At 68.9% G+C, this 12,145-nt stretch carries 11 protein-coding genes; 5 read left to right on the plus strand and 6 right to left on the minus strand.

What is annotated here, in order from left to right; genetic code table 11:
* The first annotated feature begins 1 nt into the window (after position 1).
* Complete coding sequence (locus MRBLAR12_RS15345; RefSeq protein ID WP_229993967.1) at positions 2-790, plus strand: glycosyltransferase; 789 nt, start codon at positions 2-4, stop codon at positions 788-790.
* 43 nt (positions 791-833) lie between these two features.
* Complete coding sequence (locus MRBLAR12_RS15350; RefSeq protein WP_229993966.1) at positions 834-1,052, plus strand: three-helix bundle dimerization domain-containing protein; 219 nt, start codon at positions 834-836, stop codon at positions 1,050-1,052.
* Here MRBLAR12_RS15350 and MRBLAR12_RS15355 read toward each other — a convergent pair.
* From MRBLAR12_RS15355 to MRBLAR12_RS15365, 3 genes are all read right to left on the minus strand, one after another.
* The gene (locus MRBLAR12_RS15355) at positions 1,033-2,985 is read right to left on the minus strand and encodes a heavy metal translocating P-type ATPase (protein ID WP_364746947.1); all 1,953 of its coding nucleotides are present in this window, start codon (positions 2,983-2,985) and stop codon (positions 1,033-1,035) included. The genes MRBLAR12_RS15350 and MRBLAR12_RS15355 overlap by 20 nt on opposite strands.
* A 177-nt stretch (positions 2,986-3,162) precedes the next feature.
* Positions 3,163-4,170: a zinc-dependent alcohol dehydrogenase family protein gene (locus MRBLAR12_RS15360; RefSeq protein ID WP_290369362.1), complete on the minus strand. Its 1,008-nt coding sequence runs from the start codon at positions 4,168-4,170 to the stop codon at positions 3,163-3,165.
* Between the two features lie 55 nt (positions 4,171-4,225).
* Positions 4,226-5,152: a universal stress protein gene (locus MRBLAR12_RS15365; protein ID WP_229993963.1), complete on the minus strand. Its 927-nt coding sequence runs from the start codon at positions 5,150-5,152 to the stop codon at positions 4,226-4,228.
* A gap of 232 nt (positions 5,153-5,384) precedes the next feature.
* Between MRBLAR12_RS15365 and MRBLAR12_RS15370 the strand changes: the two genes are divergently transcribed.
* Positions 5,385-6,326, plus strand: coding sequence for a spermidine synthase (locus MRBLAR12_RS15370; RefSeq protein WP_229993962.1), 942 nt, complete (start codon positions 5,385-5,387; stop codon positions 6,324-6,326).
* Between the two features lie 28 nt (positions 6,327-6,354).
* On the opposite strand, the gene MRBLAR12_RS15375 is transcribed toward MRBLAR12_RS15370, so the two are convergent.
* Complete coding sequence (locus tag MRBLAR12_RS15375; protein ID WP_229993961.1) at positions 6,355-7,272, minus strand: LysR family transcriptional regulator; 918 nt, start codon at positions 7,270-7,272, stop codon at positions 6,355-6,357.
* 131 nt (positions 7,273-7,403) lie between these two features.
* On the opposite strand from MRBLAR12_RS15375, the gene MRBLAR12_RS15380 reads away from it, so the two are divergent.
* Complete coding sequence (locus MRBLAR12_RS15380) at positions 7,404-8,786, plus strand: MFS transporter (protein WP_364746950.1); 1,383 nt, start codon at positions 7,404-7,406, stop codon at positions 8,784-8,786.
* Between the two features lie 163 nt (positions 8,787-8,949).
* On the plus strand, positions 8,950-9,699 hold the full coding sequence (locus tag MRBLAR12_RS15385; protein ID WP_229993959.1) for a 3-hydroxybutyrate dehydrogenase: 750 nt from the start codon (positions 8,950-8,952) through the stop codon (positions 9,697-9,699).
* A 52-nt stretch (positions 9,700-9,751) separates the two neighbouring features.
* Here the strand turns inward: MRBLAR12_RS15385 and MRBLAR12_RS15390 are convergent, their stop codons facing one another.
* Together MRBLAR12_RS15390 and MRBLAR12_RS15395 are read right to left on the minus strand one after the other, a co-directional pair.
* Positions 9,752-10,405: a LysE family translocator gene (locus MRBLAR12_RS15390; protein ID WP_229993958.1), complete on the minus strand. Its 654-nt coding sequence runs from the start codon at positions 10,403-10,405 to the stop codon at positions 9,752-9,754.
* A gap of 59 nt (positions 10,406-10,464) precedes the next feature.
* A complete protein-coding gene (locus MRBLAR12_RS15395; RefSeq protein ID WP_229993957.1) occupies positions 10,465-11,961 on the minus strand; it encodes an amino acid permease in 1,497 nt (498 codons plus the stop codon).
* Positions 11,962-12,145 lie beyond the last annotated feature (184 nt).

Genomic DNA, 12,145 nt, shown 5'->3' on the forward strand with positions numbered 1-12,145 from the left:
GATGGCGGCGTTGCCGTTGCCGCGCGGGCACCGCATCGACCGGGTCGCCGTCGTCATGCCCGCGCACGACGAAGAAGACCACCTTGGGCAGGCACTGCAGGCCGTTCAGCGGTCCGCGGACGCCCTGCAGAAGGTCCGGCCCGACGTCGACACCCGCGTGACCGTGGTGCTGGATAGCTGTACGGATGGCTCCGCCGCCATCACCGCTGCCTACGCTGCCACGGACCCGCGTATCAGCGCGCTGGAGGTCAGCTGCCGCAGCGCCGGCGCCAGCCGGTCCGCGGGCGTCCGGGCCTCCGGCATCGGCGTGCCACGGCGGCGGCCGCCCGGCGAGCGTTGGACGCCGCCGCCCTGGGCAGGCCGGACCTGGCTGGCCAACACCGACGCCGATTCCCGGGTGCCGGAGAACTGGCTGGTGCGCCAGCTAGAGTTCGCCGAAGCCGGGGCCGACGCTGTGCTTGGATCCGTGGAACCGGACCCCGCCGGGATGGACCCTGAGCTGCTCCGGCGCTGGCGCGAACGTCACCCCTTCCACGAGGACCATCCCCACATCTACGGCGCGAATTTCGGGGTCCGGGCCTCGGCCTACCTGACCGCCGGCGGGTTCGCACGGGTCACGTCCGAAGAAGACCGGACCCTGGTGCACAGCCTCCGCAGCCGCGCCTTTACGGTCACGGCGACGGACAGCACCCGGGTCCTGACCTCCGGCCGGACCCACGCCCGGGCACCGCACGGCTTTGGCACGTACCTGCGGAGCCTGGGCCCGTTGCCGCCTCCGCCTGCCGGCTGAGGATTTCGTTGACGCCGGGACCGCTCCGCCCCACACTGAAGGAGTGACTGACGATGCGAAAGAACCCAGCATTGATCAGGTTGTCGACCGCCTGGCCGCCCGGTTTCCGCACGTTCCGCGGATGCACATCGCCGGGATTGTAGGCGAGGAATTCGACGCCCTGAACGAAGGCCGGATCAGGACATACATACCCACGCTGGTTGAGCGCGGCGCCCGCGTGCGGCTGAAGAGCCAGTTCGGGATCAGCGCCGCCAACGACTAGCTCCAGTGTCCCGGTAGCCGCGAGTTCGCCGGATACCGGCCACATCGCCGTAACGTCCCGGCGAACCCGCAGCTTTCCGGCGATTTCGACGGCGGCCGGGGCCGAGGGCGCGCAGGGCGTTCAGGATCGTGGCGAGATCCACCAGTTCCTGGGTCAGTGCGCCGGCGATGGCCGGCACGTACCCCGCGGCGGCGGCCAGCATGAGGACCACGCTCAGCCCGATGCCGATCCAGATGCTCTGCAGGGCCACCTGCACGGTGCGCCGTCCGATCCGGACGGCCGACGCCACCTTGGAGAGGTCGTCGAGGATGATCACGACGTCGGCGGATTCGCCGGCCGCCGTCGAGCCGCGGGCGCCCATGGCGATTCCGACGTCGGCGACCGCCAGGACCGGGGCATCGTTGACGCCGTCGCCGACCATCATGACCGGACGGTCCGGCAGCGATTTGACGGCCTCGACCTTGTCCGGCGGGAGGCACTCGGCGCGGATGTCTGAGAGCCCGGCCTCCTCCGCGATGTGCCGGGCCGTGGCGAGCGCGTCGCCGGTCAGCATGACCGTCCGGCCCACGCCCAGCGCCTTGAGCTCGCCGAGGGTGCGGCGGGCCTCGTTGCGGATGGGATCGCTCATCACGAGCGAGCCCACGAATTCGCCGCCGGCACCGACGTAAATGGCGAGCTCGCCGCTGGTGAGCTTCGCCTCCGTCACGCCGGATGCCCACTCCGCCACGAACGCCGGCTTGCCCACCACGACGTCCCGGCCGTTGAACCGGGCCCGCACCCCGTGGGTGGCGACTTCCGTGGCCTCGGTGGCGGACGAGAAGGCCATCCCGCGGTTCCTGGCCGCGTCCATCACCGATGCGGCCAGGACGTGCGAAGAATACTGTTCAGCGGACGCCGCCAACTGGAGGACCTCGTCGGCCGTGCGGCTCCCGGCGGTCCGGATGCCGACCAGGGCCGGGCGGCCGTACGTGAGGGTTCCAGTCTTGTCGAAGGCGGCCGTCTTGATCCGGCTTAGCTGTTCGAGCACTCCGGCGTACTTGACGATGATGCCGGAGCGCGCGGCGCGGCTCATCCCGCCGAGGAACGCCACCGGCGCGGCGATCAGCAGGGGGCACGGGGTGGCCACAACGAGGACCTCGGCGAATCGTTCCGGGCTGCCGCTGACGATCCAGCCCACGGCGCCGAGAACGTACGCGAGGGCGGTGAACGGAACGGCATAGCGGTCGGCCAGCCGGACCATGGGAGCCTTGCTATCCGCCGCCTCCTTAACGAGGGCGACGATCCTGCTGTATTGCGAATCCTCCACGCGTGCCGTGACGCGCATTCGGACCGCGACCTCACCGTTCAACGACCCGCTCATGAGGCCGTCCCCGGCGGACCGTTCCACCGGCAGGCTTTCCCCTGTGAGTGAGGATTCATCGAACGACCCGGAATCGGAGAGCAGGACGCCGTCCAGCGGGACCACCTCGCCGGGCCTGACCAGCAGGATGTCCCCGATCTCGACGTCGGTGGCGGCGACGTCCTCGTTCTGGCCGTCTGTGGGGGTTCCGGCGGCGGCGCTGCCGTTGCGCTCCCGGTGTGCCGTCTGCGGGACGCGTTCGAGCAACGCGGTGAGTTCGCCCCTGGCCCGCCCGGCGGCGTAGTCTTCGAGGGCCGTACCGCCGGCGAGCATGAGGACGATAATCATCGAGGCGATGTACTCACCTACCAGCACCGTGCTGACGATTGCGGTCACGGCCAGGATGTCGATGCCCCACTGCCCACCTGCCAGCCGGCGCGCCATCCCGACGGCGAGGTAGGCCGCCACGGTCAGGGCATAGGCGCTCGCGGCGACCCGGGCTATGCCTTCGTGGCCAGCGGCCAACATGGCCACCACCGCCAGCAGCGCAAGGAATGTCCCCGTGACGAGCGGATACCGCAGCACGAATTTCACGAAAGTTCTGCCTTCGACGGCCTGTCCTTCACTACTGAATCCTACTTCGACGCTCTTTGCGCCCGCGTCGCCGCGAGTTCGCCGGATACCTGCCAGATCGCCGCAACGTCCCTGTGTGTCAGGCGAGCCCGCACCGTTCCGGCGATTTCGACGGCGGCGGGCGCGGGACCACCCGGGCTAGGTCGGCTCCATGTGCAGCACGGCCGCCCCCGTGATCCGGTCCTCCGCGAGGTCCCGCAGGGCCTGGTCCGCGGCCTCGAACGGGTAGGCCACGGTGGTGGGACGGAGCGGGATCTCGGCGGCGATCCGGAAGAACTCCTCGCCGTCGGCCCTGGTGTTGGCCGTGACGCTGCGCAGCTGGCGCTCCTGGAAGAGCTCGTCGGTGTAGTGCAGGGGCGGGATGTCGCTCAGGTGGATGCCCGCGACGGCGAGCGTCCCGCCGCGGTCCAGGGCGCGCAGCGCAATCGGCACGAGCCCGCCTGCGGGGGCAAAGAGGATCGCGGCATCCAGCGGATCCGGCGGCTGCTCCTCGGCCCCGCCGGCGAACGTGGCGCCCAGATCCAGGGCCAGCTTGCGCGCCTCCGCGGACCGGGTCATGACGTAGACGCGGGCACCCCGGTACAGGGCAATCTGTGCTGCCAGATGCGCGGATCCGCCGAAGCCATAGATGCCCAGCCGGCCGCCGATCGGCAGCTCCGCCCGGCTCAGGGCACGGTAGCCGATGATGCCTGCGCACAGGAGGGGCGCGGCCTCCTCGTCGCTGAACGTCTCCGGGATCCGGTAGGCGAAGTTCTCGGCCACCGTGATGAGCTCGGCGTAGCCGCCGTCGCGGTCCCAGCCGGTAAAGGTGGGGGAAAGGCAGAGGTTTTCCTGGCCGCGCACGCAGAACCGGCAGGCGCCGCAGGTGCCGCCCAGCCAGGGAACGCCCACCCGTTCGCCGAGGCCGAACCTGGCCGCCCCCGGTCCCTGTCCGATCACCTCACCCACCACCTCGTGTCCCGGGATGGTCCCGGGGTGCCGCGGCCGGAGGTCGCCCTCGGCCAGGTGTAAGTCCGTGCGGCACACACCGCAGACGCGCACTTTCAGCAGGACCTCTCCGCGTCCCGGCACAGGATCCGGGCAGTCGGCGGCGACGAGGGGACCGCTGGACATGGGCCCCGGAAGTCCAACTCGCCAGGCTCGCACCGCGGCCTCCTTCTCTGCAGCATCCCCAGGTCCGAATTGGTTACATTTGCGGCGGCTAGCGGGTGACCAGCACGTTGCAGTGCGCCTTGTGCAGCACGGCGGAGACCGTGTTCCCCGGTCCTGCCGAGGGGTTGTGGGTCCCGAGCACCAGGACGTCGGCGTCGTCCGCGGCGTCGAGCAGCTCCCTGGCACCATGGCCCTCGCGCAGGGCCCCGGAAACCTCCAGGCCGGATGCCAGCCCGCGGGCCTCAGCGACGGCCCGGTCCAGCAGCTCCTGGCCGTGGAGCCGGGCATGGCGGCCGTGCTCCTCCCGTGCCCCGGCCCGGAGCGGATCCACGTGGACGAGCTGCAGCGGGGCGCCGAGGACTTCGGCCAGCGCGATGGCCTCGGCCACGGTGGCTGGGCTGCGGGGCGAGGCGTCAACTCCCACGACGACCGGGTGATGCGGGCGGCGCGGGCGCCGGATCACCATCACCGGGCAGGGTGCCGATCCGGCCAGATCGATGCAGACCGAGCCGGCCACCTGGCCCAGGACGGCGCCAAGGCCACGGCTGCCCACCACCAGCAGCCGTGCGTCCCGGGCAGCGTCGCGCAGCACCGGTGCCGGGAGCCCGGCCTCCATGACGCCGTCGACGGCGGGGGCCGCGTGTTCCGTCGCATTTTCGGGAACGGCACGATCGGGAACGGCACCCTCGACGCCGGGCGGCGCGGCTCCGGCCGCTTCGAGGGCGGTGGCGCGGGCCAGTTCGATGCCCTCGGCGAGGATGGCTTCCGCGGAGTGCCGCAGCCCGCTGCCGGCCACGCCTTTGACAGGGCCCAGGTTCTTGGTGAAGACCGGCCACACCCAGGCATGGACCACCCGGAGGTTCAGGCCGGCGGCGGCCGCGTAGCCGGCGGCCCAGCGAACGGCGAGTTGGGCGGCCTCGGACCCGCCGTAGCCGACCGCCACGATGCCGCCCTGCTGCCCTGCGGGTGCCGACATTTTTCCTCCCGGCTCGGCGGACGCACCCCCTCGCCCGGCAGTATGTGCAGCCCCAGTAGAACCCTGCGATCCGGGAATGGGTAGGGGCTTTGGTCCCGCGGACGGCCAGCGGACGGCCAGCGTCCGGCCGCGCGGGGCCACTCCAGCCGGGGATCGGGGTCCGGGGCACCCCTGCCGGTGAACCACTGCCGGTGAACTAGGGTTGAAACATGCACAATGCGGGGGATAGCTGATGGCCAAGCGGGGCAGGGGGCGAAGCACCGGAACCGCGGAACCCGGAGTGGTGGAAGTGCCCAAAGGTTCCCGGCCGGCCGGTCCTGTGGCCGGGGTGTACTACATCGACACGGGGGACTGCGAGCTGATCCCGGACCAGGACAATTCCACCGGCTGGCTCCTGCGCATCAACGGGGTCATGAGCTCGCACATTGATCTCGCAGACCCGTTGTTCCTGGACTTTGAATACATGCGCTGGATCGCCGCCCTTGTCGAGTCGCGCTGGCCGCGCGATTCGAAGCCAAAGCTCCGCGCCCTGCACCTCGGCGGGGGAGCATGCTCACTGGCCCGCTACTTCCACGCCGCCTATCCGGACGCCCGCCAGGTGGTGGTGGAGCTGGACGGCAAGCTCGCCGACTACGTCCGTGGCTGGTTTGACCTGCCCAAGGCCCCGCTGCTGCGCCTGCGCGTGGGAGAAGCCCGGGAAGTCACCGAGAGCCTGACCCCGCAGACCCGGGACCTGATCATCCGCGACGTCTTCGCAGGCTCGCTGACCCCGCGGCCGCTGACAACCCGGGAATTCACCGAGCACGCCAAGCGCGTCTTGGCACCCGGCGGGATCTACGTGGTGAACTCCGGCGACGCCCCTGACCTCAGGAATGCCCGCGAAGACGCCGCCACCATCGCCGACGCCTTTGCCCACACCGTGATCATCGCGGATCCGGCCATGCTCAAGGGCCGGCGTTACGGCAACATGATCATGGCCGGCAGCGACAGCCCGTTCGACGACGATCCCGGCCTCGCGCGGCGCCTGCTCGGCGGAGCGGTGCCGGCCCACATCTGGAACGACGGGAAGGTGCGGGCGTTCGCGGCAGGCGCCGCCGTCCGCCACGACCCGGCACGTTCAACCCCGGCTGAACCGCCTGCTGAGACCCTTGCTGAGCCGCCGACTGCTCCGTAACGCCCTTTTTGCGGCACCATAACGGCGCCTACGGAGCAATCGATGTGGTGGCTCCCCGCCCCAGCAGGGCATCGCGGTGCGCCGCGGTCTGTTCCCGCAGTGCCTGCACGAGGGCTGCCACTGCCGGCCGGCGCATCGAATCGGGCCGGAGCACCATCCAGTAGGGGAGCAGCTCCGCGAATTCCTCGGGCAGGAGCCGGACGAGGTCCGGATGCAGGTCGGCCGCGAAGCAGGGCAGGAACCCGATCCCGGCGCCGGCGCGGGTGGCCTCCACGTGGACAAAGACGTTGGTGGAGCTCAGCCCGTCCCGCATTGTGGGCACCAGCCGACGCGGGGCGTCCAGATCGTCCACCTGCAGCATCGAATCCACGAAATAGACCAGCGAGTGGGCCGTCAGTTCCTCCACGTTGGCCGGGGTGCCGTACTCGGCCAGATAGCCGCGGGAGGCGTACATTCCCAGCATGTACTCGCCGAGCTGCGCGGCCTCTGCCCGGTGCACCTGCGGCTCGCCGACCACCACTTCGATGTCCAGGCCGGAACGCTGCTGGAGCGCCCGGCGCGTCACGGTGATGATCTCCACGCTGAGGCCGGGATGGTCGCGGCGGAGCCGGGCCACGGCCGGGGCGGCGATGTAGGCGCTGAAGCCGTCCGTCGCGGTCATCCGGACGACGCCGGTGATGGGGTCCGGGGTGTGCCCGGGCTGCTCCAGGGTGCGCACGGCACTCTCGACCTGCTCGGCCACCCGCACGGCCTCGGCACCGAGCTCGGTGAGCTCCCAGCCGCCGGACGCGCGCGAGAGCACGCGGCCGCCCAGCGCCTTCTCCAGCGCAGCGATCCGCCGGGAGACGGTGGTGTGGTTCAGTCCGAGAGTCTGGGCCGCCGTCGTAAATTTCGCCGAACGGGACACCGCGAGCAGGACCAACAGGTCATCGGGATTGGCGTTCATATCTGCAATTCTGCACATGCCGGGTGCCAGTTTGGCCATTGAATCGCCGTAAATGTGCGGCAATACTCAATGGAGCCATTTCAGTGCTGTGCGTCACAGCGCGTGTCACCGATGACACTAAGGAGAACCAGATGAGCGTAAACGAACGCTCTGCAACAACCCCCGCAGCACCCGCATCCAAGGGTTCCGGGCTCAAGAAAATCGTCGCAGCTTCGATGGTGGGAACCGTCGTCGAGTGGTACGAATTCTTCCTCTATGCCACCGCCGCCACCCTGGTGTTCGGCAAGTACTTCTTCCCCGCCACCGGCAACGAGCTGGACGGCATCATCCAGGCGTTCCTGACCTACGCCGTCGGTTTCGTGGCCCGCCCGCTGGGCGGCATTGTCTTCGGCCAGATCGGCGACAAGCTCGGCCGCAAGCCCACCCTGCAGCTGACCATCATCATCATCGGTGTCTCCACCTTCCTGATGGGCTGCCTCCCGGGCTTCGCCTCCATCGGCTACCTGGCCCCGGCGCTGCTGGTCTTCCTGCGCTTCATCCAGGGCTTCGCCCTCGGCGGCGAATGGGGCGGCGCTGTTCTGCTCGTCGCCGAGCACAGCCCCAACAAGTCCCGCGGCTTCTGGTCCAGCTGGCCCCAGGCCGCCGTTCCCGTGGGCAACCTGCTGGCCACCCTGGTCCTGTTCATCATGTCCAACGTGCTCAGCGCCGCCGACTTCCTCAGCTGGGGCTGGCGTGTGGCGTTCTGGCTCTCCGCCGTGATCGTGTTCGTCGGTTACTACATCCGCACCCACGTCTCCGAATCGCCCATCTTCCTCGAGGCCAAGGCCCAGCTGGAGGAAGAGCAGTCTGTCAGCTACGGCGTCCGTGAAGTCATCCGCAAATACCCCAAGGGCATCCTGCAGGCCATGGGCCTCCGGTTCGCGGAAAACATCATGTACTACCTCGTGGTCAGCTTCGCGATCGTCTACCTGAAGTCCGTGCACAAGTACGACACCTCCTCGCTGCTGCTGGCCCTGCTGATCGCCCACGTCATCCACTTCCTGGTCATCCCGCAGGTCGGGCGCCTCGTGGACAGCTGGGGCCGGAAGCCGGTCTACCTTGTCGGGGCCATCGCCGGCGCCACCTGGCCGTTCTTCGCCTTCCCGATGTTCGATACCCGCAATCCGGTGATCATCGTCCTGGCCGTCACGATCGGCCTGTGCCTGCACGCCTTCATGTATGCCGGCCAGCCGGCCCTGATGTCGGAGCTTTTCCCGACCAGGATGCGCTATGCCGGGGTCTCCCTGGGCTCGCAGGTCACCTCGATCTTCGCCGGTTCGCTGGCGCCGCTCCTGGCCACCCAGTGGCTCAAGGACACCGGCTCGTGGCTGCCCACCGCGATCTACCTGGTGGTCGCCTGCGCCATCACCACCGTGGCAGTGCTTAGCCTGAAGGAAACCAAGGGCATCGCACTGGAGGACGTGGACCGGGCCGACGCCGAACGCGAAGGCCTGCCCGTAGCAGCCATGCGCTGAGCTGCTTGCGTTACTGGGCCGCTTGCGTTACTGGGCTGCTTGAGTAACTGGGCCGCTTGCGTTACTGGGCTGCTTGAGTAACTGGGCCGCTTGAGTTTGGGCCGGCTCCAGCCACGCTGGAGCCGGCCGCCTCATCGAATCTTTAGATATGGAAGGCTGAGTTATGGAAAACACGCTGAACGGACGCAAGGCCCTGGTCACCGGCGGCGCCGGCGGGATCGGCGCAGCCAGCGTCCGCGCCCTGGCGGCACGCGGGGCCAAAGTGGTGATCGCGGACGTGGACGAGTCCGCCGCCGCAGCACTCGCCGACGAGGTCGGCGGCACTGTGTGGGCCGTCAACCTACTTGACGTTGAATCCCTCCAGACGCTCAGCCTGGACTGCGACATCCTGGTGAACAACGCCGGAATCCAGCGCATCAGCCCCATCGAGGAGTTCGATCCGGCCGACTTCCGCCGCATCATCACCCTCATGCTCGAGGCGCCGTTCCTGCTGATCCGGGCCGCGCTGCCGCACATGTACGCCAACAACTTCGGCCGGATCATCAACCTGTCCTCCGTGCACGGGCTGCGGGCCTCGCCGTTCAAGAGCGCCTATGTTTCGGCCAAGCACGGACTGGAAGGCCTGAGTAAGGTGACGGCACTCGAAGGCGGGGCGCACGGAGTCACGTCCAACTGCATCAACCCCGGCTACGTCCGGACACCCCTGGTGGAGTCGCAGATCGCGGACCAGGCCAAGGTGCACGGCATTCCGGAGTCCGAGGTCCTCGCAAAGATCATGCTGACCGAATCGGCGGTCAAGCGGCTGGTGGAACCCGAGGAAGTGGCGTCCCTCGTGGCGTGGCTGGCATCGGACGACGCCGGCATGGTCACCGGCGCCAGCTACACGATGGACGGCGGCTGGTCCGCGCGGTAGCCGGTCGCCGGCACGGCTGGGTTGCGGCTCGCTTGCCGGCCGGGTTGCCCGGCTAATTGCCCGGCTGGAACTCCGCAGAGTTGCCCACGAGCGCGAGCGTGCCGCCCAGGCCGATCATCATCACGCCGCCGGTGGTGCTGAGCGCGGCGATCCGCCGGGGCGAGCGGGCAAACCAGTGCCGGGCCGTTCCCGCCGCGAGGGACCACGTGCTGTCTGAGACCAGGGCAATCAGCAAGAAGATGGCCCCCAGGGTTCCGAGCTGCACCGGAATCGCGCCGGCGGAGTAGTCCACGAACTGCGGAAGCACGGCCACGAAGAACACAATCGACTTGGGGTTGGTCGCACCCACGATGAAGCCCTCCCGGAGCACGCGGGCGGTCGAGGACGGGTTCGAGGACGATGCCGTCGCCGGTCCGCCGCCCCGGTGCCGGATCGCCTGGATCCCGAGGTAGACAAGATAGGCGGCGCCCGCGAATTTCACCACGCTGAACAGCAGCACGGACTGGGCCAGCACCACGCCGACGCCCAGGGCCACGGCGGCGATCTGCACCACCTCGCCGGCAGCGTTCCCCAGGACGCTCAACAGCCCGCCCCTGCGTCCCAGGGCCAGGGTCCGTCCGATCACGAACAGCACGCTGGGCCCCGGGACGGCGATGAGCACGAGGGAGGCGAGGGCAAAGGCGAGGACGTTGGGCACGGGGACCATGCCTGATCTTAACCCCGCGGGGCCACTCCCGGGAGCGGCCCCTGAGGGGGAGGCGCCGTTTACCGCCCGGCGGGAACCTGCGGGAGCTGGGCCGTTTCATCCACGAGTTCCGCCCGCGCCCGGCCGTGGCCGCGGACCCAGAGCCGGTAGGCGAGTACCAGGACGCCGAGCCAGACGGCGCCCACGTACAGCGCCACGCGCGTGTCCTCGAAGACGCCCAGAATCACGATCACGAGGGCCATGAACGCGATGGTCAGCACGGAGGCGGCGGGCCACCACGGTGAGGGGAACTCCGACGCCGGCAGGGACTTGCGGGCGATCTCGCGTTTCATGGCGACATGGGAGGCCAGGATCATGGCCCAGACCCACACGGTGGCGAAGGTGGCGATCGAGGCGATCAGCAGGAAGACGTCCTCCGGGATCACGGCGTTCAGGACCACTCCCACCAGCAGGATGCCGGTCATCATCACCACGGTCATCCACGGCACCCCGTGACGGGAGACCTTGCCGAAGCTCGCCGGGGCGTGGCCCTGCCGGGCAAGGCCGAAGAGGATCCGGCCGGCGCCGAAGATGTCGCTGTTGACTGCCGAGAGCGCCGCCGTGATCACGACGGCGTTGAGGATGTGGGGCGCTGCCGGGATGCCCAGACCGCTGAAGATCTGCACGAAGGGGCTGCCGTTGCTGCCAATTTCATCCCACGGGAACAGGCTCATCAGCACGCCGAGGGTCAGCACATAGAACAGCAGGACCCGGACGGGAACGGTGTTGACTGCCTTGGGGATGACCTTTTTCGGGTCGGCGGCTTCACCGGCGGTGATGCCGAGGGTTTCTATGCCGCCGAACGCGAACATCACGACGGCGAAGGAGGCCAGGAGCCCTTCGAACCCGTTGGGGAACACGCCCCCGTGGTCCACGAGGTTGCCAAGCCCGGGCGCCACGGTGGCGCCGCCGGCCTGGAAACCGAAGACGATGATCGCCGCCCCACCCGCGATCATGGCGATGATGGCCGCAACCTTGATCAGGGAGAACCAGAATTCCAGCTCACCGAACACCTTGACGCTGAGCAGGTTCAGGGCCGCCAGGAAGAAGATGATGGCCAGGATCCAGACCCAGCGCTCCACGTCGGGGAACCAGAATCCCATGTAGATGCTGAAGGCCGTGACATCCGCGATGGCCACGATCGCCATCTCGAAGACATAGGTCCAGCCGGTCACGAACCCGGCCAGCGGCCCCAGGTAACGGCTCGCGTACTGGCCGAAGGACCCGGATACCGGGTGCCGCACCGCCATTTCGCCCAGGGCCCGCATCACCATGAAGACTGCGGCGCCGCCGATCATGTAGGCAAGCAAGACGGCGGGCCCGGCCTTCTGGATGGCGGAGGCGGAGCCGTAGAAAAGCCCCGTGCCGATCGCCGATCCCAGCGCCATGAAGCGGATGTGGCGGACGTTGAGTCCCCGGCTGAGTACGGAGTCAACGGCTGCGCCGACGGTGGTGACGGCGCTGCCGGTGCCTGCTTCGTCAGGTGCCGGCTTCGTGGCGGTTTGGGCTTGTTGCATGCGAATACCTTCTCGTCATTGGGAGGGGGATCGCTATCCAGCAGACCATGTCCGGCCTTGCTGTGATGAGTCTCACGGGTACTTCGTGTCTTTGATTTCAGACTGTGCGGCGTCCCCGCCGCCGGGATTCCCCACCTTTGGCGGGGCCTTGCGGCGTGTGGTCCCGCGATGGCGGCGCGTGCCG

This window comes from Arthrobacter sp. LAR12-1-1.1 (assembly GCF_040676555.1).
Taxonomy (GTDB): Bacteria; Actinomycetota; Actinomycetes; order Actinomycetales; family Micrococcaceae; genus Arthrobacter.